At 37.6% G+C, this 23676-nt stretch carries 23 protein-coding genes, 6 pseudogenes and 1 riboswitch; of the genes and pseudogenes, 28 read left to right on the top strand and 1 reads right to left on the bottom strand.

The features are described 5' to 3' along the window. Nucleotide 1 precedes the first annotated feature (1 nt). The 17 genes and pseudogenes from xerD (at nucleotide 2) to NBRC111893_RS11965 (ending at nucleotide 12679) form a co-directional block, all read left to right on the top strand. Nucleotides 2-887: pseudogene (gene xerD, locus NBRC111893_RS04825) on the top strand (site-specific tyrosine recombinase XerD). A gap of 11 nt (nucleotides 888-898) precedes the next feature. Next, nucleotides 899-1255 (top strand): reductase, encoded by a 357-nt coding sequence (locus NBRC111893_RS04820; protein ID WP_125008195.1) that lies wholly within the window; start codon nucleotides 899-901, stop codon nucleotides 1253-1255. After that, nucleotides 1252-1982: pseudogene (locus NBRC111893_RS12110) on the top strand (segregation and condensation protein A). Before NBRC111893_RS04820 ends, NBRC111893_RS12110 begins: the two are co-directional and overlap by 4 nt. Beyond that, nucleotides 1975-2562: an SMC-Scp complex subunit ScpB gene (gene scpB / locus NBRC111893_RS04810; protein ID WP_125008194.1), complete on the top strand. Its 588-nt coding sequence runs from the start codon at nucleotides 1975-1977 to the stop codon at nucleotides 2560-2562. Before NBRC111893_RS12110 ends, scpB begins: the two are co-directional and overlap by 8 nt. A 17-nt stretch (nucleotides 2563-2579) precedes the next feature. Further along, the gene (locus NBRC111893_RS04805) at nucleotides 2580-3302 is read left to right on the top strand and encodes a pseudouridine synthase (protein ID WP_125008193.1); all 723 of its coding nucleotides are present in this window, start codon (nucleotides 2580-2582) and stop codon (nucleotides 3300-3302) included. Nucleotides 3303-3357: 55 nt separating this feature from the next. After that, nucleotides 3358-3478, top strand: a riboswitch (FMN riboswitch). A gap of 74 nt (nucleotides 3479-3552) precedes the next feature. Continuing rightward, nucleotides 3553-4137 carry an ECF transporter S component gene (locus NBRC111893_RS04800; RefSeq protein WP_125008192.1) on the top strand — a complete coding sequence of 195 codons (585 nt, stop codon included), beginning with the start codon at nucleotides 3553-3555 and terminating at the stop codon, nucleotides 4135-4137. Between the two features lie 149 nt (nucleotides 4138-4286). Further along, nucleotides 4287-4541 carry a hypothetical protein gene (locus NBRC111893_RS04795; protein WP_125008191.1) on the top strand — a complete coding sequence of 85 codons (255 nt, stop codon included), beginning with the start codon at nucleotides 4287-4289 and terminating at the stop codon, nucleotides 4539-4541. Between the two features lie 135 nt (nucleotides 4542-4676). After that, on the top strand, nucleotides 4677-5231 hold the full coding sequence (locus tag NBRC111893_RS04790; RefSeq protein ID WP_125008190.1) for a helix-turn-helix domain-containing protein: 555 nt from the start codon (nucleotides 4677-4679) through the stop codon (nucleotides 5229-5231). Then, nucleotides 5221-5625 (top strand): DEAD/DEAH box helicase, encoded by a 405-nt coding sequence (locus NBRC111893_RS11180; protein WP_225417580.1) that lies wholly within the window; start codon nucleotides 5221-5223, stop codon nucleotides 5623-5625. Before NBRC111893_RS04790 ends, NBRC111893_RS11180 begins: the two co-directional genes overlap by 11 nt. Then, nucleotides 5622-6671 (top strand): helicase-related protein, encoded by a 1050-nt coding sequence (locus NBRC111893_RS04785; RefSeq protein WP_225417579.1) that lies wholly within the window; start codon nucleotides 5622-5624, stop codon nucleotides 6669-6671. The genes NBRC111893_RS11180 and NBRC111893_RS04785 overlap by 4 nt, the downstream gene beginning before the upstream one ends. Continuing rightward, the gene (locus NBRC111893_RS11175; protein WP_225417578.1) at nucleotides 6622-7053 is read left to right on the top strand and encodes a hypothetical protein; all 432 of its coding nucleotides are present in this window, start codon (nucleotides 6622-6624) and stop codon (nucleotides 7051-7053) included. Before NBRC111893_RS04785 ends, NBRC111893_RS11175 begins: the two co-directional genes overlap by 50 nt. A 458-nt stretch (nucleotides 7054-7511) precedes the next feature. Continuing rightward, nucleotides 7512-8195: a (d)CMP kinase gene (gene cmk, locus NBRC111893_RS04775; RefSeq protein WP_125008189.1), complete on the top strand. Its 684-nt coding sequence runs from the start codon at nucleotides 7512-7514 to the stop codon at nucleotides 8193-8195. Between the two features lie 76 nt (nucleotides 8196-8271). Beyond that, a pseudogene (gene rpsA / locus NBRC111893_RS04770) lies at nucleotides 8272-9494 on the top strand (30S ribosomal protein S1). Between the two features lie 76 nt (nucleotides 9495-9570). Further along, nucleotides 9571-10874 (top strand): annotated as a pseudogene (gene der / locus NBRC111893_RS04765) (ribosome biogenesis GTPase Der). A gap of 203 nt (nucleotides 10875-11077) precedes the next feature. Continuing rightward, nucleotides 11078-11353, top strand: coding sequence for a non-specific DNA-binding protein Hbs (gene hbs, locus NBRC111893_RS04760; RefSeq protein WP_125008188.1), 276 nt, complete (start codon nucleotides 11078-11080; stop codon nucleotides 11351-11353). A 64-nt stretch (nucleotides 11354-11417) separates the two neighbouring features. Then, nucleotides 11418-12548 (top strand): tetratricopeptide repeat protein, encoded by a 1131-nt coding sequence (locus tag NBRC111893_RS04755; protein ID WP_305775320.1) that lies wholly within the window; start codon nucleotides 11418-11420, stop codon nucleotides 12546-12548. Next, nucleotides 12545-12679, top strand: a complete 135-nt coding sequence (locus NBRC111893_RS11965) for a hypothetical protein (protein ID WP_305775319.1) — start codon at nucleotides 12545-12547, stop codon at nucleotides 12677-12679. Before NBRC111893_RS04755 ends, NBRC111893_RS11965 begins: the two co-directional genes overlap by 4 nt. Before the next feature lie 75 nt (nucleotides 12680-12754). Here the strand turns inward: NBRC111893_RS11965 and NBRC111893_RS04750 are convergent, their stop codons facing one another. Further along, complete coding sequence (locus tag NBRC111893_RS04750) at nucleotides 12755-13651, bottom strand: YitT family protein (protein WP_125008187.1); 897 nt, start codon at nucleotides 13649-13651, stop codon at nucleotides 12755-12757. Nucleotides 13652-13772: 121 nt separating this feature from the next. Here NBRC111893_RS04750 and NBRC111893_RS04745 point away from each other — a divergent pair, with 121 nt between their 5' ends. The 11 genes and pseudogenes from NBRC111893_RS04745 (at nucleotide 13773) to dprA (ending at nucleotide 23659) form a co-directional block, all read left to right on the top strand. Next, on the top strand, nucleotides 13773-14999 hold the full coding sequence (locus NBRC111893_RS04745; RefSeq protein ID WP_125008186.1) for a CCA tRNA nucleotidyltransferase: 1227 nt from the start codon (nucleotides 13773-13775) through the stop codon (nucleotides 14997-14999). Beyond that, nucleotides 15000-16899: pseudogene (locus NBRC111893_RS04740) on the top strand (ABC-F family ATP-binding cassette domain-containing protein). A gap of 19 nt (nucleotides 16900-16918) precedes the next feature. Then, on the top strand, nucleotides 16919-17869 hold the full coding sequence (locus NBRC111893_RS04735) for a thymidylate synthase (RefSeq protein WP_125008185.1): 951 nt from the start codon (nucleotides 16919-16921) through the stop codon (nucleotides 17867-17869). Between the two features lie 14 nt (nucleotides 17870-17883). Further along, nucleotides 17884-18423: a dihydrofolate reductase gene (locus NBRC111893_RS04730; RefSeq protein ID WP_125008184.1), complete on the top strand. Its 540-nt coding sequence runs from the start codon at nucleotides 17884-17886 to the stop codon at nucleotides 18421-18423. Nucleotides 18424-18457: 34 nt separating this feature from the next. Further along, nucleotides 18458-19303, top strand: coding sequence for a DegV family protein (locus NBRC111893_RS04725; protein ID WP_125008183.1), 846 nt, complete (start codon nucleotides 18458-18460; stop codon nucleotides 19301-19303). A gap of 97 nt (nucleotides 19304-19400) precedes the next feature. After that, the gene (locus NBRC111893_RS04720) at nucleotides 19401-20294 is read left to right on the top strand and encodes a GDSL-type esterase/lipase family protein (RefSeq protein WP_125008182.1); all 894 of its coding nucleotides are present in this window, start codon (nucleotides 19401-19403) and stop codon (nucleotides 20292-20294) included. Between the two features lies 1 nt (nucleotide 20295). Beyond that, nucleotides 20296-20892 (top strand): YpmS family protein, encoded by a 597-nt coding sequence (locus NBRC111893_RS04715; protein ID WP_125008181.1) that lies wholly within the window; start codon nucleotides 20296-20298, stop codon nucleotides 20890-20892. Between the two features lie 20 nt (nucleotides 20893-20912). After that, complete coding sequence (locus tag NBRC111893_RS04710; protein WP_125008180.1) at nucleotides 20913-21128, top strand: YozE family protein; 216 nt, start codon at nucleotides 20913-20915, stop codon at nucleotides 21126-21128. Nucleotides 21129-21140: 12 nt separating this feature from the next. Further along, nucleotides 21141-22011 (top strand): annotated as a pseudogene (gene ylqF / locus NBRC111893_RS04705) (ribosome biogenesis GTPase YlqF). Next, entirely contained in the window at nucleotides 21995-22759 is a 765-nt protein-coding gene (gene rnhB / locus NBRC111893_RS04700) for a ribonuclease HII (protein ID WP_125008179.1), read from the top strand. The pseudogene ylqF and the gene rnhB overlap by 17 nt, the downstream one beginning before the upstream one ends. A gap of 36 nt (nucleotides 22760-22795) precedes the next feature. Further along, nucleotides 22796-23659, top strand: a complete 864-nt coding sequence (dprA, locus tag NBRC111893_RS04695; protein ID WP_125008178.1) for a DNA-processing protein DprA — start codon at nucleotides 22796-22798, stop codon at nucleotides 23657-23659. Nucleotides 23660-23676: the final 17 nt, after the last annotated feature.

Genomic DNA, 23676 nt, shown 5'->3' with positions numbered 1-23676 from the left:
GATGAATGAGTTAGTTCAAGATTATTTGCATTATTTGCGGGTTGAGAGAGGATTGTCAGATAATACAATCAACAGTTATCGTCAAGACTTAACTGAAGCCGTGACCTTTTTGCGCTAACCAAATCGCAGATTGGGGTAATCGATCAATATGATATCTTGAATTTACTTGAGGATTTGCAAAAGCAGCATAAATCACGGAATACGATTATCCACATGGTGTCTAGTTTGCGGAAGTTTTTTGCCTATCTATATCAATTTAATCAAATCGATAGTGACCCAATGACCAAGATCGACGCACCTAAGCAGGCTAAAACCCTTCCGGATGTGCTTTCGGTTGACGAGGTAAATAATCTTTTAGAGGCTCCAGATGTGACTAAAAAACTAGGCCTTCGGGACAGAGCGATTTTAGAAGTATTGTATGCAACCGGACTGCGGGTATCTGAATTAATTAATTTAAAATTAGTGGATCTTCATTTACCAATGAGTTTAATTCAAACAATTGGTAAAGGGAATAAGGAACGAATCATTCCAATCTCTGATATTGCTAAGGAGTGGCTTGAACGGTATCTTGATGAAGTGAGGCCAGGACTGCTCCAGGGTAGAACTAATACGGCAGCTATCTTTTTAAACGCTCGAGGTCATCAGTTAACTAGACAAGCAATTTGGCAAATGATTAAGAAATATGCTGCTATTGCGGGGATTGAACACCATGTGACTGTTCATACACTTCGCCATTCATTTGCAACACATTTATTAGAAAATGGGGCTGACTTGCGAATTGTGCAAGAATTACTTGGACATTCGGATATTTCAACCACCCAAATCTACACGCATGTTTCAAAAAACATTTGGCGAACGTTTATCGACAATATCATCCACGAAGCTAGGAGGATCAAAAATGCTTTATCAATATCGTAAGGACTATGAAAAAATTACGATGGGCTTACTTTCTCTGATAACGGAATTTCCTAATATGGATTTAGTCAATCAGGAAATGGACTGGTATGACCAGGCGGATCAACGGCAAATTTTTCTTTGGCAAAATGATGCTCGCAATTGGGCAGGGTTACTAGGAATTGAGGAGTTATCTAATCAAGTCGTGATTCATCAGCTATTGTTGACCCCGCAAAGTCAAAGCCAGGCTAGTTGTAATCGGATGTTAGATGAATTGGCCGCTTATTTTAATGATAAGCAAATCGTTGGTAGTTTTAGTACTCACAACATTTTAAAAAGTTGGGAGAAGACTAAAGTATGAGTGACCTAGGCTTACCTGAACTACACTTAACGGATTTCGATGGCCCATTAGAGGTGTTATTGCACCTAATTCAGCAATCTAAAATGGATATTTATGATATTCAAATTGCTGAAATTACAGATCAGTATATGGAGTACATTTATGATGCAAATCGCTTGGATTTAAATATCGTTGGTGATTACCTGATAATGGCTGCTAAGTTAATGCTGATTAAATCAAAGATGCTACTACCAACGCCACAAGTTGATTTTGATGATGATGAAGACGATCCACGAGAAGACTTAGTTCAACAGTTGCTTAATTATCAACGGTATAAAAAAGTAGCAACTTTTTTAGGCAGAGTGAATCCAAGCGACGGCAAAGTTATACTAGGTCATTGGTAACCGTTGACGAGCAACCTGCTTCTTTGCTTGAACCATCACCATTCAATAGATTAGATCTAATGGCAGCATTTGTGGATGCACTGAAACGTCTTCGATATAACCAACCAATGTCCACGGTTGTTCATGAATGGAAATATACTATCGAAAGTCAAACTGAGGCCATCAGACAAATTATGGGACATTCGAGTAGCATTACTTTCAATGAACTGACCGAACTGGCAGCCACTTCGGAAGAAGTAATTACTGACTTTTTAGCAATTTTAGAGATGGCCAAGTATCAAGAAATTAAATTATCGCAAACTAATCGATCTGATCCAATAAAAATAACCAAGGGAGATGTTTAGCTTGCCAACCACGTATGCGAAAATGCAAGCCCTGATCTATTCCGCTGGTGACGATGGTATTTCATTATCTCAAATTGCCCACAGTGTTTCCTCGTCTAAACCTGCTTGTCGTCAACGATTGACTGAAATGGGCGAGTCACTAGCAAATGATGATAATTCAGGGTTAATGTTAATTGTAAGTGACGAAGTTTACCGGTTTCAGACCAAACCTGAATTTGAAGAGTTTGTGGCTGACTTTATCATTGACAATAAGCCCAGAGTTTTGTCACAGGCCGCATTAGAAACAGTTGCAATTATTATGTATAATGAACCAATTACCAGAATTGAAGTTGATGAGATTCGGGGTGTGAATAGCTCTGCAATTATACATCGATTAGTAAACCAAGGATTAGTTGAAGTTGCGGGAATCAAAAAAGAAATCGGTAATCCCAAAACGTACCAGACAACTAATTATTGTTTGGATTATTTTGGGTTAAAGTCTAAGACGGACTTACCTGAATTACCTAAGGATGAGATATTAACCGAAGATACAAGTGATTCTTTAATGACACGTTTTAATCGGGAAATTGACAGCAAGTAAAGGTAGGAAATTAATAGATGGAAAGATTACAAAAAGCAATTGCTCAAGCCGGAATTGCCTCAAGAAGAAGGGCTGAAATGTATATCACTAATGGTGAGGTTAAGGTGAACGGAGTTGTTGTTAAAGAACTCGGAACCAAGGTCTCTGCGAGTGATACCGTTGTGGTCAAGGGAATTGAAATTCAAAAAGAAGAACCAGTTTATTATTTGTTTTATAAGCCTCGTGGCGTAATTACTACGGTTTCAGATGACAAGGGACGTAAAACGGTTCTCGATTTTTTTGAAGATGTTGAATACCGAATTTACCCAGTTGGTCGGCTAGATTATGATACATCGGGAATATTGTTGTTAACTAACGACGGTGATTTAGACAATAAGTTAACCCATCCTAAGTATGAAGTTGATAAGACGTATGTTGCTAAGGTTAAGGGGACCATAACGATTCCTGATCTTAAACAATTACGCGATGGTGTCATGATTGATGGAAAAAAGACTGCCAAGGCATCAGCAAGTTTGGTTAAACCTGGGGACGATGGCAAATCATCAATTGTGTCATTAACAATTCATGAAGGTCGTAATCATCAAGTTAAAAAAATGTTTGACGTTGTTGGGCATCCAGTCCAAAAGCTTAGTCGGACAGACTATGGATTTTTAAACTTAAATGGGCTCACGCCTGGTGAATATCGTCGGTTGAAGCCCCATGAAGTGGAACAATTAAAGAAACTTACAAATGATAAGTAACATTTGATTGACTTTAACGATAGATTTGATATATTTTAATTAATAAAATAATTTGGTTAGTCTTCAGGGCAGGGTTAAATTCCCGACCGGCGGTGATAGTCCGCGACCCGCAGCAATGCGGTTGAGCTGGTGTAATTCCAGTACCGACAGTATAGTCTGGTATGCAGAAGATTGTATTAATACAATTTGGTCCTGACATTCGTGTCGGGATTTTTTTGAAGATTGCCATTGTTAAAAGGGAGTTTTTACAATGGAAAGAAGTACAAAGCACCAAATGGTAATTTCACGAACGGTTCAGTTATCGGTCTTATCGGCCTTTTCGTATATTCTGATGTTCATTTCGATGCCGATTATTCCGTTTGTACCATGGATGAAAATTGATTTGAGTGATATCCCAATTCTAATGGCTACGGTGGTCTTTGGCCCCGTGTCAGGAATTATTGTTGCCGGAATCAAGGCTGTCTTATATTGGATTACTACGGGCGCTTCAATAATTAATTTTATTGGTGTAGCTGCGGCATTTATTTCATCACTCACTTTGATTTTGGGATATGAGCTGGTTGCCAGATTAACTCGTAAATTTAAAAAATGGGCCCAAAACTTAACTATGATAATCTCAATGACGCTATCAATCACGATTGTAATGACCGTCTTAAATTGGCTGTTTGTTTTGCCCCTATATATGCAATTGATGAATATGAAGTTATCTGTGCCACTTAATGTCGTTCTTCTGTATGGGGTAGCACCGTTTAATATCATCAAGGGAATTATTGTGACAATTATATTTTTATTACTAAAAGATCACTTATTACCAGCGTTTAAACGAAATCACTAATTACGCAAAACAATTACCCAAATAGGTAATTGTTTTTTTAGGAGAATTATGAAAGTTGAAATGCTAATTTTAATATTCTGTTCAGTCACGGAGCCGCGCAGAATTAAGGCCATTTTTAATGTCTTAATTGGTAAAAAACGGTCTCTAATTTGTACTGGGGTTTCAATTATGGTTTGTTAGACTATTTGGATGGGTTTCATGGTTTCAAAATTGATAATCTTGATGCTGAGATTAAACGAATGAAGCAGGCGGGGCTGATTTTTGAGCCAGCACAAAACTTTATTCAGTTAACTTCTGATGGCGAACTGAAACGTGAAGCTTTGCTTGAACGAATTGGCGACACTAATTTATTAATGATCGCCGGTCACTATGATGTTTCGTTATTTAAAAACGAATTATTTTAGCTACTCAAGTTGTTTCTGAGTATAGTTATCAAAATACCCATTACTATCCGCAATCGGTTGATTTATTGAATGATAGTTTGATTAAACGATGGTTTATTAATAACAAATCTACTGATTTGATTGAATTGATTAAACATGGGTGGCAGCGGACTTGAAATAATGCCTCCGCAATTGGCCAATCACTATGCGCAAACTTTAATTGGTCATGCTCGTTTCGGGCAAACAACTAAGCAAATTGCTGATCAAACAGGATTTGAGCCTGATGAGGTTTGGCTTTGGTTGTATATTGGTGATTGTTTGATGGTCCGAGAATTCGCTAACTTACATAATCCGGCCTTAGAACTATTGTTTCAAGGAATTGAAAAAGATCAACTTTCTCATAGTGCGTTATTAACGCGCGACATGTTTTTAAGATCGCGTAATCAATCATTAGCCGAAATTGCTAGTAAGCGACAGGTGAAAATTACGACCGTCAAAGAACATTTATTGGAATGCGCTATATTACTAACTGATCCTAGACCATTGTTTAAACTTGTATTATCGCGACAAACAATTGTCGAATTGGATAAACGAGCCCCACAATTAGTGACTGAATGGAAGTTTGATCAAACATTAGAAAAGCAATTAAACATTGATTTTTTTGAATTTCGAATGTATCAGATAATGAGGAGCCGTGAAAATGGCAGTTGATTTATTAAAAACATTGCATCAAGAATTTGGGTTCACGGATTTTCGTCCAGGACAGTTAGAAGTTCTTACTAAATTGCAACATGGAGATGATGTGTTCGCAATCTTGCCCACTGGTGGCGGTAAAACGCTGATTTATCAATTGTTTGGCAAAATTAATTCTGGCACGGTGGTGGTAGTTTCACCATTAATTTCCTTAATGCAAGACCAAGTTCAGCGCATGCAGTTCTTAGGCGAAAAGCGAGTAGTTGCGTTGACTTCAACACTTTCTTTTTTTGAAAAGCAGACGGTCTTACACCACCTTTCTCAATATAAGTACATTTATATTTCACCAGAAATGTTGTCAAATCCGAATGTACTTGAATTTTTCAAAAAATATCGATTGGATTATTTGTGATTGATGAGGCGCACTGTGTTTCCGAATGGGGACCTGACTTTCGACCAGAGTATCAAGATCTTGGCAGCATTAGGCAGCATTTAAAAACCCCGCTAACGTTAATGATCACAGCCACAGCAACAGCTGAGGTGCAACAGGATGTCATTGACAAGCTAGGATTTAATATGGGAGAGGTTGACGTGGAGGCCCAACCCGTCAATCGATCCAATATTTTCTTAGCTGCAAAGATTGTGTCCAATGAGCAGGCCAAAATTACGACTTTAAAAGACTTCTTAGCCACAGTCAAGGGCAAGGGAATTATTTACTTTTCAAGTCGGTCCAAGGCTGAAGCGGTTGCAGCACAGTTGACAGCAGCTACTCGGCTAAAAGTGTTAGCGTATCATGGAGGAATGAGTAATGAAGACCGTTACTCAGTCCAACAACAATTTATGAATGATCAAATTGATGTTATTTGTGCCACTAGTGCTTTTGGAATGGGAATTGATAAACCAGACATTCGGTTTGTAGTGCATTTTCATATTCCTGCTAACTTACAGAGCTATATGCAAGAAATTGGTCGATGTGGTCGAGATGGCAAGAAGGGGATTGCATTGGCGTTATTTAGTGATGATGATCGTTTTATTCACTTGGGTTTACTTGATAAGACTATTCCAACAAATAATGAAATTGAATATGCGTATGCACACCCAGATATAGAATTTAATGATGATTCCTATCGGGTTCTTCAATATTATATTCAGCATCAGGTCCCCTTAAATAAAGTTAAGGAGATTTACGAACGTCGAAAAAATCAGCGGCTGGTCGAATTGAGTCAAATGATTGATTATATTACGTCAGTTACGTGTCGACGGGAAAAATTATTAGCGTCATTTCAAACCGGCTTCACTGCGGAATCGGATTTTTGTTGTGACTTAGATAGTGAATTCTGGGTGAACAAGCAACGATTTGTTAACGACCATTTAATTAATGTCACTAAACCTACCTTGGATTCATCAGTTGAAAATTGGCATCAGGTTATTGAACAACTATTTTTATCAAAAAATTAATTACAGCTTTGATTTAATTAATGATAAAATTTGTTATAGACATCTAAAGGAGGAGAAAATATGGGGCTTAAAAAACGAAAAGCCATCCGAAGAAAAAGAACCGTGGAATCAAACTTTTTCTGAAGATCGTGATGAAGATGGTAATCTTTCAAGAGTCAAACTCCGTAAGGAAAACAGTAACCATAATTTAATTACTATTATTGTAGTTGCATTGATTGTCATAATTTCATTAATTGCACTAACCTATGGAATGTTTAGACAAAATGCTATGGGTAGGAATGATAATGGAAATACTAATTCATCTTCTGTAGCAATGATTTCCAAGGCTGAATCAAAAAAAAATCAACTTCAGCTAGCAAAAGTGAATCAAAACCTCGGGTAACCAACAAAGAAACGACAACTGGTAACAAGTCAAAGTCGAGTTCCAACGCTAATACAACAACGACTGCCAATGCTTCTAGTTCTCAAACTAGTCGTTCAACTTATCCAAATAATGATCAAACAAGTCAAAGTAATGCTAGTTCGCAAAGAAATTATAATGTTGACAATAGCGGCCAAACGCAGCAAAATAGTCAGTCGGGGTCAAATAGTTCATCTACAACTGATTCGACTAACTATGGAAACACTGCTAGTAATTCACAGACTAACTCAGGTAGTAATTCTAGTAGTTCAAATAGCGATTATGCCACGGTTCAAGCTGGCCAAGGAGTTTATCGAGTAGCTGTTAATCATGGCTTGACTGTAGATCAGCTAATGAAGATGAATGGCTTGAGTTCAAGTTCCCAATTACACCCGGGTCAAAAACTACGGGTAAAATAATTAAGGATTGGAAAATTAAAAATGCACAAAAATGGGTTACAAGTAGCAATTGATGGACCGGCATCAGCTGGTAAGAGCACCGTTGCCAAATTAGTTGCTAAACAATTTGATTACATTTATGTTGACACTGGAGCAATGTATCGAGCAATCACCTATAAAACAATTAAGAGTGGAATATCTTTAGACAACGAAGCCGCCATTTCCGAAATCGTCAAATCAACTGAAATCAGTTTTTCTCCAAGTGAAAACGGCCAATTGGTTTTTATTGATGGTGAAGATATTACCGAAGCCATTCGTCAGGAAGACGTCACTAACTCAGTTTCGGCAGTTGCCGCAATTAGTACAGTTAGAGAAGAACTAAGTGCGGATCAACAACGAATTGCGGCCAATGGCGCAGTTGTTATGGATGGACGCGATATTGGTTCAACCGTTCTGCCTAACGCTGAAGTGAAGATTTTTTTAATCGCCAGTGTTGAAGAACGAGCTCAGCGTCGTTACAAAGAAAACATCGAAAAAGGAATCAATACTCCGCTCGATGAGTTACAATTAGAAATTGAAGCACGGGATTATAAAGATTCCCATAGAAAAATTTCGCCATTAACTAAGGCGGAAGATGCAGTGGAAATTGATACCACATCACTTTCCATTGAAGAAGTGGTCGAAAAAATTGCTTCTGTAATAAAAGATCAACTCAATTCTAACTAATTGGTGATTAAACTAGCATTTATAACCAATATAAGATAAACTTAGGGATAGAGTTGTTTCAAGGAGGAAATGTTTGATGAGTGAAAACGCCAATAACGAAAATAACGATTTATTAGATGCATTAAATAGTGTAAGTGAGGTTAACGTTGGAGATGTTGTCAGTGCTGAGGTTTTAGCCATTGATGATAACCAACAACTTATCGTCGGTATCGAAGGTGCCGGGGTTGAAGGAGTAGTTCCACAACGTGAACTTGCTTCTGATCAAGATGTTAAAGATATTAAAATCGGTGACAAGCTACAATTAGTTGTTACTTCAAGAATCGGTAGTGACAAAGAGGGTGGAAGCTACCTTCTTTCATCACGTCGTTACAAGCTCGTAAGGTTTGGGACGAATTAGTAGAAAAAGCTAACAACAAAGAAACTATCACTGCCAAAGTTACCCAAGTTGTTAAGGGTGGGTTGGTTGTTGATACCGGTGTTCGTGGATTTATTCCTGCATCAATGATTTCTGATCACTTTGTTGATAATTTGAATGATTACAAAGATCAAGAATTAGAATTAGAAATTATCGAAATTGATCCTGCCACTAACCGTCTAATCCTTTCACATCGTTCAGTTCTTGAAGCTAAGAACGCTGCTAACCGTGAAAAGTTAATGTCAACTCTTCACGAAGGTGATGTTGTTGAAGGTAAGGTTGCCCGTTTAACTGATTTTGGTGCCTTTGTTGACCTTGGTGGAATTGATGGATTAGTTCACGTTTCACAAATTGCTTACGAACGAGTAAACAAGCCTTCTGACGTACTAAAAGTTGGCCAAGAAGTTAAGGTTAAGGTTCTTTCAGTTGATTTTGACAAGAACAGAATTTCTCTTTCAATTAAGCAAACATTGCCAGAACCATGGGATAACATTGAAGAAAAAGCCGCTGCTGGTGAAGTTCTTGACGGAACTGTTAAGCGTTTAACAGACTTTGGTGCCTTCGTTGAAGTTTTCCCAGGCGTTGAAGGTTTAGTTCATATTTCACAAATTGCTCATGAACACATTGCTACACCAGGTGATGTTTTGAGCGAAGGTGAAACGTTAAGGTTAAAGTTCTTGATGTTGATCCTGAAAGAAAAACGGTTGGCTTTATCAATTAAAGCTTTAACTGAAGCACCTAAGAGCGAAGATAACGACAAACGTTCTAACAAAAAGAACAATGCTGTTAGCGACAACTCAACTGCAGATGCTCCAGATGAAGAATCTGGTTTTACTTTAGGTGATATTATCGGTAACGAACTTAACGATTCAGAAAACAAATAAACAAGTACGAGTTAAAAGGATTATCCTCGTTTTGCGGGATAATCTTTTTCTTTCGTAAGGAAAGGAGGAATATATTATGAAAATGCCTACTGTTGCATTCGTTGGTCGTCCAAACGTTGGAAAATCAACAATTTTTAACCGAATTGCTGGAGAACGAATCTCAATCGTTGAAGATACTCCTGGAGTTACTCGTGATCGAATCTATGCTCACGGTGAGTGGTTAACTACTAAATTTGCAATGATCGATACTGGTGGTATTCAGATTGATGATCAACCATTCTCTGCTCAGATTAGAAGTCAAGCTGAAATTGCTATTGAAGAAGCCGATGTCATTGTATTTATTGTGGATGCCAAATCTGGTTTAACTGATGATGATGAGCAAGTTGCACGGATTCTTTATCAAAGTGATAAACCAATTGTTTTAGCGGTAAATAAGGCCGACAATCCTGAAACTCGGGAAGATATCTATGATTTTTACGCTTTGGGGTGGTGATCCTCTGCCTATTTCTGGTGTTCATGGATTGGGAATTGGTGACTTATTAGATAAGATCGTTCAAAACTTTCCAGATTTATCTGGTGAAGCTGAAAATGGTGATATTCGTTTTAGTTTAATTGGGAGACCTAATGTTGGTAAATCCTCAATCGTTAATGCATTGCTTGGTGAAGATCGAGTGATTGTATCAGATATCGCTGGAACAACTCGTGATGCCATTGACACCCGATTTGAGGCTGATGGCATTGACTTTACTATGGTTGATACTGCCGGGATTCGTAAACGGGGTAAGGTGTATGAAAACACTGAAAGATACTCAGTTATGCGGGCAATGAGTGCAATTGATCAAAGTGATGTCGCCCTTTTCGTAATTAACGCTGAGGAAGGTATTCGGGAACAAGATAAACGAGTTGCTGGGTATGCCCATGATGCTGGTAAAGCTATCGTCATCGTTGTTAACAAATGGGATACTTTGAAGAAGAATAATCACACACAGACTGATTTGAAAAATAATTCGTGATGAATTTCAATACATGGCATATGCACCAATTATTTTTGTGTCCGCTAAGACTAAGCAGCGGATTGAACAATTGCCTACGCTGATTAAACGGGTTTATGATAATCATGAGCGCCGCATTCAATCGTCTGCATTGAACGATGTTATCATGGATGCAATTGCAATTCATCCAACACCAACGGTTAATACTAAGCGGTTACGAATCTACTACGCAACCCAAGTGGCAGTTGGTCCGCCAACCTTTGTTATCTTTGTTAATGACCCTGAATTGATGCATTTCTCATACTCTCGATTCTTAGAGAATCAGATTAGAGATCATTTTGATTTTACTGGAACGCCAATTCATCTTATAAAGCGTAGCCGTAAGTAATTTTCGGCTTTCGAAGGTGGATTTGACTTAAAATGATTATTTTAAGATAATTTTAGCGTAAAACATTGCAATGACGGTATTCTTATGCTATCTTTGAAAAAGAAATGATGTTGGAAACAGCGTCGTTTTAGCAATCCTGATTCTTTAATGAATCCAGTTTGTGATGTTTTACATACCTATCTTCGAGGGAGGTGAATACACTTATGGCAAACAAAGCAGAACTAGTAAGCTCAGTTGCAACTGCAACTGGTTTAACTAAGAAAGATGCTACAGCAGCTGTAGATGCAGTTTTTGATTCTATTCAAGCTAGCTTAGCAAAAGGTGATAAGGTTCAATTGATCGGTTTCGGTAACTTTGAAGTACGTGAACGTGCTGCCCGTAAAGGACGTAACCCTCAAACAGGTCAAGAGATCCAAATTCCAGCAAGCAAAGTACCAGCATTCAAACCTGGTAAAGCGCTTAAGGATGCTGTAAAATAGTGTTCATCTGGTAAGTCAGATCGACAATTGTCGAACTGGCTTTTTTTATTTTAAGGAGGCCATTATGAACTATTCACAAACTGCCCTTGATTTTTTAGAGAAGGGTCAATTAGATGATTTTGAAAAGAATTATAAATTAGCCTTAAAAAACGATACTGATGAATATTTATTTTCATTAGCTGAAGAACTGTACTCATACGGATTTTCAGACCATTCAAAAGAAATTTACGAGCAACTACTAAAAAAATATCCTGATGATGATACGCTTAAGGTAAACCTAGCTGAACTTGCCATTGATTCAGATGACGACGATAAAGCACTGGAATATCTATCATTTGTTAGTCCAGAATCCGACGAATATGTTAGTTCTTTGATGGTATCAGCCGATTTATACCAGACCCAGGGACTTATTGAGACTAGTGAACAAAAGCTCCTAGAAGCGCAAATGTTGGCTCCTGAAGAGCCGGCAATTTGGTTGGCCTTGGCCGAATTTTACTTCGCAACCCGGCAATTTCAGAAAGCCATCAGGTATTACCTTGATTTAATCAAATCAGGAGTTACAGAAATGTCAGCAATTAACTTAGTTGAACGGTTGGGAGTCGCTTATGCTCAAACTGGTAAATTCGAACAAGCTATTGGGTATCTAGAACAGATTAAAACTATTAATATGAACTCAGATGTTAAATTTGAATTAGGTTTCACTTACTTTAGTTTAAATGAATATCAAAAGGCCATTGACGTGTTTGAAGAGATTCGAGAGGATGAACCACAATACAGCTCACTGTATCCGTACTTGGCCGATGCATACATTGAACAAAACCAGGTCGACAAGGCCCTAATAACGGTTCAAGAGGGGTTAGCTAATGATCAATACAATGAGCAGCTATGGGTCAAAGCCAGTGAAATTGCTAAACAGGCTGGTCAGATGGAGTTAGTTGGGGAGTATTTGACTAAGGCTCACGAAACTGCTCCAGATGATCTTTCAATTTTAAGTCGTTTATCAGATTGGTATGTTGATAATGATAAGGACGACGAAAATATTGAATTATTGAAACCAGTGGCTGATCAAGAAATGTTTGATGCACATCTGTCGTATAATTTGGCAATATCCCTCAATCATAAGGATGATATCAAAGGAGCCACTACTAACTTTCAAATTGCAGAAAGGGAGTTGGATACGGATACCAAATTTTGAAAGATGCCATTTTCTTCTATCGTGAAAGTGGCAATCGGGAAAAAGAAATCGAGTTGCTAAAGCAGTATTTGAAAGTTGATCCAGAGGACTTTGAAATGCAATCAATGCTTGATGAAGAGCTTGATTACTAAATTTATTAGATACAAAAAGTGGTAATTAAACTTTTACATTTAAAGTTTAATTACCACTTTTTTACTTATATTAATTTATTTACTAAACAAGTTAAATTTCTTAGGTCGTTTATAAGTGAACCCTTCACCAATTGCCTCATGCACATTGATGATCGAAATAAATGCTTGCTTATCAATCGTTTCAATAATTTGTTTCAGACTGTGTAATTCGCTTGGAGAAACAACGGTATAAATAACTTGTTTTTCAACCCGAGAATAGCCACCTTCAGCATTTAAATATGTCACTCCACGTGAAAGCTCATCCATCAAGGCGGCAGCAATATCTTCAGAGTGATTACTGATAATGATGATTCCTCGAGCAGTGTAAGCACCTTGTTGAGTGAAGTTAACGATTTGTGAGAAGATGTAAATATAAATTAAGGTGTAGGCCATTTGGCGGATATCTAAGTAAATTAATGATGATAACAGGACTAACACATCAATTACTAATAATGATTGCCCCATTTGAATGCCACGGAATCGCTCAAATAATCTCGCGATAATATCAATTCCACCGGTCGTCCCACCAAACCGATAAACTAGTCCAGAACCAAAACCGCCGAATAATCCAGCACCCAGTGAAGCTAGTAATAAATCATGTTGTAAATTAATGTGAATAGGAATTCTTTGCCAAATCCATAAGAAGAATGACAAAGCTAATATGCCATATAGGGTGTAGAACATATCACGCTTTCCCAGAAACTTCATGCCGATTAAAAATAGCGGAATATTGACAATAATTGTTGAGTAGGCTGGATTGAAATTAAATAATGCCTTTAAAATCAGTGTAATACCAGTCACACCACCATCAGCTAATCTGTTAGCGATGTTAAAGTAGATGATCCCAAAAGAATATAACGCAGTTCCTAATGCAATAACTAATAAGTCAACTATTGAAACGCGGGATTGGAAGATGTTTTTAACTTTGCTCATTATAAACCCCCTTGAATTTTCGATTAACCGTTTTATATTAACAGCAGAAAGATGTGGTTGTCTATCTTTTTTATCATAGCGCATTCTGTTAGTATTGTTTAGTGAGTAAATTAATGTACGGATGGCGATTATTTTGAAGATAAATAAATTTCCAATTGAATTTGAAGAAGCATTACCAATTCTTAGAAAAATTGAAAAGGCCGGATTTGAGGCTTATTTTGTTGGTGGGTCAGTCAGAGATACCATCCTAGGCCGAGAAATCCACGATGTTGACATTGCAACGAGTGCCTATCCTGAAGAAGTCAAACAGATTTTTAATCGGACGGTAGATACAGGAATTCAGCATGGAACAGTAATGGTTCTCGATCATGGTAATGGTTATGAAGTAACTACCTTTAGAACGGAATCTACCTATCAAGATTACCGTCGACCTGATGAGGTTACTTTTGTCAGGTCGTTAGAGGAAGACTTGAAACGCCGCGATTTTACTATTAACGCGCTAGCTTTGAGCGAAGATGGAACAATTACCGACCTGTTTTCTGGTTTGGATGACATGAAAAATCACCTTATCCGGGCGGTAGGAATCGCTGACGAACGATTTAATGAAGACGCTTTGCGCATGATGAGGGCAATTAGATTCTCAAGTCAACTAGATTTTGATATTGAAAGTGAAACTGAGGGCGCAATTTATCGACACTCACACTTATTAGAAAAAATCGCAATTGAACGGATTCATGAAGAATTCGTTAAAATGATGAAGGGAACACGGCCGAATTTGGGACTTACAAAGATGATTGAAACTCAACTATCTGAGCATGTACCAGGCTTTAAAGGACAACAAGTCATTCTGAAGCATCTAAGTGAGCTAAATCTTCAAAAAATGGATGAAATTAAAATTTGGTCCTTGTTTGCTTTTGGCTTTAAATACAATAAACCATCAACTACTAAGTTTATGCGAAATTGGAAAAGCTCAAACCAGTTAACAGATGAAGTGGTTAAAACCACATTTTTATTAAACCAGGTTCAAAATAATCAGGTTGGTAATATTGAACTATATGCAGCTGGCAAGATTGCTGTGGTTGCTGCAGATCATTTATCTCAAATATTTGATTTGGCAATTCAGCCAGGTGAATTAACTATTGAATATGATCATTTACAAATTAAAACTAAGCGGGACTTAGCAATTTCTGCTAAAGAGCTGATTGCTGATGAGATTTTGACGCCAGGTCCGCAACTTGGACAGGTCTTGAACCGTTTAGAAACTTTAGTCATTAATAATGAACTAACTAATAACTATGACGAATTATTAATGGCTGCTAAATCAATTAAGAATGAAGGAAGCAACTAAATGGAAACAATGCGGGTCGAAAATTTAACTAAAACGTATGGAGAGAAAACCCTATTTGATAATTTGGGTTTTATTATTAATGAACACGATCGAATTGGATTAATTGGGACCAACGGTACTGGTAAAACGTCACTTTTAAACGCAATCTCAGGGCGTGACAATGATTCTGTTGGCGATATTATCACTTCAAATCATATTCAATTGCTTATCTAACCCAAAATCCAGATTTAGATGACCAATTATCAATTATGGATGCCGTCTTCAGTGGATCTCAAAAAATTTACCAAACAATTAAGAACTATGAACAGGCAGTTAATGAGTACTCAGCTCATCCTGACGATGAATCTGCAATTAACCGTTATGAAAAAGCCGAAGCTAGAATGAATGAGGACGATGCTTGGAATGTGCAAAGCGATGTTAAGACGATCTTAACGCAATTAAAAATTAATGATTATGATAAAAAAGTTGGTGAATTATCTGGAGGCCAAAAACGGCGAGTAGCACTTGCTCAGGTACTAGTAGAATCACCTGATTTGCTACTGTTAGATGAGCCCACTAATCACTTGGATTTTGATTCAATTGATTGGCTTGAAAAATATTTATCTGGTTATAAGGGCGCCATCATGTTAGTAACTCATGATCGGTATTTTCTTGATCAAGTGGCAACTAAGATTTTTGAATTATCATTTGGAAAGCTTTATGAATATACTGGTAACTATCAAGACTATGTTGAGCAAAAAGCAACTCGGGTTCAAACTGAAATGGATGCTGAGCATAAAGCGCAACAGTTATATAAATCAGAATTAGCATGGATGAAGGCTGGCGCAAAAGCTCGTTCAACTAAGCAACAAGCCCGGATTAACCGTTTTAATGAGCTTAAGGAAAATGTGGGTAATCTTCAAGTTGATGAGGATGTGACCGTCTCCTTAGGTCAATCACGTCTTGGAAAAGAAGTTATCAACATTAAAGATGCTAATTTAACAATTGATAACAAGCCGATTTTAAAAGATTTTAGTATTTTAATCCAAGGAAATGAACGGATTGGTATTTCTGGAGAAAACGGTGCAGGAAAGACTTCGCTCCTCAATGCCATCGCTGGTGATATTCCGTTAGATTCAGGGATTATTAAAATTGGTGAAACGGTTAAGTTGGCATACTATCGTCAGATTACTGAACCAATTGATGAAGATAAACGAGTCATTTCATATCTTAGTGATATTGGGCAACAAGTAACGAATAACAATGGTGAAAAAATTAGTGTTGCCGAACTACTTGAAGAATTTTTATTTCCTAAATTTATGCATGGTACATTAATTCGGAAACTTTCAGGTGGGGAAAAGCGCCGGTTATATTTACTTAAACTACTAATGGAACAACCAAATGTCTTATTATTAGATGAACCATCAAATGATCTGGATATTTCAACGTTAACGGTCTTGGAAAATTACGTTAACCATTTTCAAGGAACCGTGATTACGGTTTCTCATGATCGCTACTTTTTGGATAAGGTTGCTGATCGCTTATTGATATTTGAAGGTGACGGTAAGGTGTCCGAACACCGGGGCCAATTTAGTGAATACTTGGCGTCATTAGCTCAGACCCGGGTTGCTGACAAGAAACGTATTAAGACAAAACGAAATGATAATGCTCCACAAGAATCTGCCAAACCTAAGGCTAAAAACTAAGTTGACTTACATGGAGAAAAAAGAGTATGCCACCATCGAAGGCGATATTGATAAGCTGGAAAACCAAAAAAGCAAACATCCAAGAAGCGATGAATACAGTTGATGGTAGTGATTATGGAAAATTATCAGATCTTCAGAAACAAAATGATGAACTTGATGTTAAAATAAACGACAAGATGGAACGTTGGGAATATCTTTCTCAATTTGATAACTAATATTATTGGAGGCTGTTTTATGCTTGAAGATGCTTATTTAGACTTAGTTCGCTATGTGTTAGAAAACGGTAATAAGAAAACCGATCGAACCAATACCGGAACTCTCAGTACTTTTGGTTATCAAATGCGGTTTGATCTCGCGAAGGGCTTTCCACTGTTAACTACTAAGAAGGTTCCATTTGGATTAATTAAAAGTGAGCTATTGTGGTTTTTAAAGGGTGATACTAACATCCAGTATTTGTTAAACCATAAGAATCACATTTGGGACGAATGGGCTTTTGAAAAGTATGTTGCCTCTGAAGACTATAATGGTCCCGATATGACTGATTTTGCTCATCGGGCGTTAAAAGATACTGAATTTAATGAAGCGTACCAAGTTGAAAAGAATAAGTTCTGTGATCAGATTGTTAATGATGATGAATTTGCAAAAAAATATGGTGATTTGGGTCTAATATATGGAAGTCAGTGGCGAGCATGGCAGACATCTACCGGCGATACTATTGATCAAATACAAAATGTAATTGATATGATTAAAACTCATCCAGATTCTAGAAGATTAATTGTGTCCGCCTGGAATCCTGAGGATGTTCCATCAATGGCGTTGCCACCATGCCATACAATGTTTCAATTCTATGTAGCTGATGGAAAATTAAGTTGCCAGTTATACCAACGCTCAGGCGACATTTTTCTTGGCGTACCATTTAATATTGCCAGTTATGCTTTATTAACAATGTTGATTGCTAAAGAAACTGGTTTGGAACCAGGTGAATTTGTCCATACATTAGGGGATGCACATATTTACTCTAACCACATTAAACAGGCTAAAGAATTACTAACTCGGACGCCAAGACAAGCACCTCAGTTATGGTTAAATCCAGATAAAATTAATATTGATGATTTTGAAATGAAAGATATTAAAGTTGAAAATTATGATCCATATCCAGCAATTAAGGCCCCTGTTGCTGTCTAGAAGGGAAGATTAAAATGATATCATTCATTTGGGCGGAAGACAGTCATGGTATTATTGGTAATCAGGGTAAGTTGCCTTGGCACTTACCTGATGATATGAAATTTTTTAAGCAAACTACCATGAATCATCCGGTGGTATCGGGTACAAAAACTTTTAAGAGTTTTAATCGACCTTTACCTGGAAGGGATAATTACGTCATTTCATCACATAATGATTTTCCAGATGGCGTGACTGTTCTGCCAGACATTGAGAGCTTTTTATCACTCGTGACGGCTAATCCTGAAAAAAATTATTTTGTGCTTGGTGGTGCAAATATATTTGCTCAACTGATAAATCAAGTAGACATGCTTTATCGAACTAAAATTGAGGCTGAATTTTCAGGCGATACGGTGATGGCTGATGTTGACTATTCTCAATTTGAATTAGTTTCTGAAACCACAGGTATTGTTGATGAAAAAATAAGTATCCCCATACCTTTCAAATTTATTCAAGAGTCAAGTAAGTTAAGTAATCGCCATGCGTCATCGGTGGTTTTTTGCTATAATAACAATTAGGATTTATATTTTTAAAAAGAAACGAGTGGCTAATATGGCAAACGTTAAAATTGTTACAGATTCATCTGCACAATTGAGCGAAGAAGAAATTAAAGATTTTGGGATCACGGTGATTCCGCTAACAGTTATGATTGATGAAACCGTCTACGTTGATGGTGAAACAATCACTAGAGAAGAGTTCGTTAAACAAATGATTACGGCTGATAATTTACCTAAAACTAGTCAGCCACCTGTTGGAAGATTTGTCGATGCTTTTAACGATTTAGGCAAGGATGGTAGCCAAGTGTTATGTATCAACATGATGGAAGGCTTAAGCGGAACTGTTAACGCTGCCAGACAAGCTGCGACATTGTCAACTTCTGAAGTAACCGTATTGGATAGTGGCAATACTGATAGAGGCCTTGGCTTTCAAGTCGTTAGGGCTGGCGAGATGGCTAAGGCTGGTAACACAGTTGATGAAATCTTAGTTGAATTAGAAAAAGTTCGAATTCATACTAAGATGTACATGGGCGTAATGAACCTCGACAATATCGTTAAGGGTGGTCGTCTTCATCCATTCGTGGGAGCTATTACAAACTTGTTGAATATCAAAATTGTTCTATCAGTTTATGATGGCGATTTAAAAGTGGTTTCTAAAGTTCGAGGAATGAAATCAATGAAGAAATACTTTAATAATGCAATTGATGACATTAAGAAAAATGGCGCCATTCAAGCCATCAACATCTCTTACGTTAATTCAACAGAATTTATTTCAGAAGTCGCTGATAAGGTAAAGCAAACCTTTACGGATGTACCATTTCTTTATCGAGTAACATCACCGGTTATTACAACTCATGCTGGTGAAGGGGCCTTTGCTTTGTTTTATTTAGAAGACTACTAAAAATTGGTTGGAAGACTGATACAAAACGGAGGTTTTGTACCAGTCTTTGTTTTGTTATTGGCAACGTTAAAGTTTTTTATAAAATTAAGGAAGATTCATGAAAAAGAAATTTAATTTAATTATTGTCTTATTGACGATTATTATTATCGGCTTAGGCGGTTGGTCAGGGTATAATCACTTTAAGAAGGCTACGCCCAAGCCAACTCCAATTAATATTACAGCTGTTGGAGATTCGCTTACACAAGGTGTCGGCGACCCTGACAATCGAGGCGGTTATGTGTACATGATTCGCCAAAAAATCAAGTCTAACTACCCAAGAACAAGGGTCACAGTTGCTAATTTTGGTATTGCAGGGGAGACAACCCAACAGATCGATAGTCGCGTTAATGGAAGTCAACGATTGCAGAAACAACTTAAGCAAGCCAACACGATTGTAATGACTTTTGGTGGGAATGATTTAATGCAATTTTGCGCAAATATGACGGCTAATAATAATGGTATGATGAATTCTCAACTAAGTTCATTTGAACGCACATACTCAATGCGGGCTCGCCAACTGATTAAAGATGTCCGGCAGTATAATCCTAAAGCTAATATTTTTGTGTATGGAATTTATAATCCGGTTTATGTTTACTTGCCACAAGTTAAGTTTATTAACCAGGCTGTGAGTGATACCAACAGGACAACTAAGCAGATGGTTGCCAGCCAAGCCAATACATTTTTTATTCCCATTAGCAATGAGTTATCGGATGGACAATATCAGACGAAGGCTCAGCATAAACAATTGGAAAAACAAGCCGCAAAGCAACCTAGTTTATCAAATAATTTAACTAATACTGATATCTTAGGATTATTTGGGGGCGCTGGATCAGCAAAGAATGATTTGATATCTAATATTGATCATTTCCACCCTAATAAACAAGGGTATCGAATTATGACGAATAGATTATATCAGGCCATGAAACAACAGATGCCTGAATTAAGGAGCTAGGATGAAACGATCGAAGACACAACGAAAACCGTATAAAATTGCTTTTTTTACGTTGATTGGTGTAATTTTAGCAGGAATTATTTTGATAATTGGTTTAATATTTGCGGACGGACAACCGGCCCCTGCAAATCATTATTCAAGTAAGCAGGGAATTGATTTAACCCTAAATAAAAATCAGATTAATGAACTTGCAGATGTTTACTTAACCAAAGCGCAAAAAACTCAATCTGATAAGGTTCAGTACCGATTCCAGTTACAAGGTAAAAACGGAATCGTGTACGGTAAAATTAAGTTGTTAGGTGCTGATGTTCCCTATGCATTAGAATTTTCGCCAGCGGTTACTGAGAATGGTGATATTGAATTGCATGCTAACAAGTTATCTATTGGTAGACAATCATTGCCTTTAAGCTTAGTGTTGCTATATGTAAAGGAAAGTTACCATTTCCCAGACTGGGTTACAATTAACCCCGCAAGTAAGCAGGTTTATTTAAATACTACTAACTTGAATGGGAAGGATGGACTTAATTTTAAGGCAACTAAAATTGACATGAACGGTGCCGGAAAATTTAAATTTAAAATATTGTTACCAGCAAGGTAATGGAATGGGGCTGTTAACGCATGAGAAGAACGTTTTATGAATTTCTGATGACTAAACGTCATCCAGGAAATAACGATGAAGTCGCAGAATTTGCGAATAATGCTTTTTATGATCAATCGTTTCCTAAGCAGTCAAAAGATTTTGACGAGATTTCTAAGTATTTGGAAGAAAATGCGGGCTATTTACCAAGTATGGATATCTTCGACAAAGCATTTAGTGAATATAACGAACAATAATGGAGGTTAACAATGGGTGTTAACATACAATGGTTTCCAGGCCACATGGCCAAAGCCATCAGACAGTTTGAAGAGAATATTTCCTTGGTTGATGTGGTATTTGAAATTTTAGATGCGAGAATTCCGCTAACTTCAATGAATCCAGAAGTCAAACGGATTAGTGGTGATAAGCCACATTTATATATCATGACTAAACGCGATTTAGCTGATGAAGTAACTGTTAAGGAATGGCTAAACTATTTGCATCGATTAATCAACCAGCAATGGCTGTTGATGCTAAGACGAAATTTGGTCCTAATGCCGTGCTTGATAAAATTAATCCGATTTTAAAGGATAAATTGGCTCGTGAAGAGGCTAAAGGAATGAAGAGTCGACCAATTCGCGCAATCAGTGTAGGGGTTCCTAACGTGGGTAAATCAACGGTTCTTAATCGTTTGGTTAATCGAAGAGCTGCACAAGTCGGTAACCGTCCCGGAGTTACTAAGGGACAACAATGGCTTAAATCCAGTGATAAATTAGAGTTACTGGATACTCCAGGGATTTTGTGGCCTAAATTTCAAAGCCAAGAAATCGCTAATAAGTTGGCTTTGACGGGAGCAATCAAAGAGAACGCTTATTCATCTGATGATATTGCGCTATATGCTCTTGGAAAATTTAGGGAAACAATGCCAGCAGGTTTGATGACCAGATATCGGTTGACGGAGGCTGATTTGAGTTATCAGATGTTGACTTATTATTAAAAATTACCCAGAATGTTGGAATGCGTGATGATTATTTAAGAGCTAGTGATCGTATTATTCTAGATGCTCGTGCTGGGAAGCTAGGTGGGTTTACGTTAGATACGCTGGCTGATTTAGAGGCTAAAGATGACGCAAACGATTAAAGAAATCGCCGACCAACTGGCTAATGTGACTAAAGTTAATGATCCATTATTTAAGAAATTAGCAGATGACAACCGTAAAGGGGTCATTCAGTTAGTAAGCCGGGCACAACGACGAATTAGAAAGTATGAGCAACAGGTGGCAGAATTTCAACATCGGTTTAAGTTTGAGCAACAATTGTGGCAACAAGGTAGCGAGCTTGTTGCTGGTGTTGATGAGGTTGGCCGAGGACCATTGGCCGGACCGGTAGTTGCCGCGGCAGTTATTTTACCTAAGGATTTTAGCTTAATTGAAGTTAATGATTCAAAACAATTGAGCTCCAAAAAACGAGAAATTTTAGCACCACTAATCAGAGAACAAGCCGTTGCATTTGGCTTCGGTGTGATTGATAGTCATAAGATTGATGAGATTAACATTTATGAGGCGGCTAGATTAGCTATGAGGGCAGCAGTGTTAAATTTAACTCTTAAGCCTGATCAATTAATTGTTGATGCCATGAATGTCCCGGTTGAGATTCCACAATTAGATATGGTTAAAGCGGATGCTCAGAGTATCAGTGTGTCTGCAGCAAGTATTATTGCTAAAGTTTATCGAGATGAATTGATGTCGGCTTATGCGCGTGATTACCCAGAATATGATTTTGAACATAATGCTGGTTATGGGACCAAGCCGCATCTTGCGGCACTTAAGAAATATGGACCAAGCCCCATTCATCGCCATAGCTTTTCGCCGGTTTCAGAGATGATTTAAATCATTTGCGTATTTATTATCTAAAAAGGTGATAACATGCGATTAAATGATTTTTTATTTTTGATTAAGGGAAGTACGGGGATTAGCTTAAAAAATGAAGTACTTCTTTACCAGTTGGTTGAACGGTTCAGCGAATCGGAACTTGATGGTTTGGATGGACAAGAAATTGCAAACTTGCTTAAGCTAACGCCCAAAATGACAGCACAATTTATTCCATCCTTTACAAAACTGCAAAACCAATTCATACCAGAATTAACCGACCATTGGTTGGCTATTAATGATCCTTGTTATCCAGAACCACTTAGAGAGGCTTACTTGCCGCCGATTGGCTTATTTTATCGAGGAAATTTACAATTATTGCAGACAAAGATGCTAGGTGTAGTGGGAAGTCGTGTGCCGACTGATTATTCACGAACAGTGTTAAAACAGATAATTCCGGAGTTGGTTTGCCAGAAACTAACTTTAGTATCAGGCTTAGCTAAAGGCGTCGATACGATTACCCATCGACTAACCGTGGCTAATGGTGGTAATACCATCGCGGTGATTGGCACAGGGTTGGCTCAATATTATCCAAGTGAAAATCGATCCATGCAAGATTATATTGGGTCAAATCATTTATTGTTAAGTGAATATTTGAGCAATGTTGGCCCTCGAAGGCATCACTTTCCAGAACGAAATCGAATAATTGCAGGGCTTTGTCAAGGAGTTCTGGTTAGTGAAGCAAAGAACCATTCCGGCAGCTTGATTACGGCTAATTTGGCCTTACAAAATAATCGCGAGGTTTTTGCGATTCCAGGACCAATCAATTCGCCGTTATCCGTTGGTACAAACGAATTAATATTGGCTGGAGCAAAGCCCGTTCTGCAATCGAATCATATTATAGAAGAGTTATTATATTGACACGAATATCCAAGTGC

It is taken from the genome of Lentilactobacillus kosonis, assembly GCF_003864335.1.
Lineage (GTDB): Bacteria > Bacillota > Bacilli > Lactobacillales > Lactobacillaceae > Lentilactobacillus > Lentilactobacillus kosonis.
This window is presented reverse-complemented; position numbering and strand designations above follow the sequence as displayed.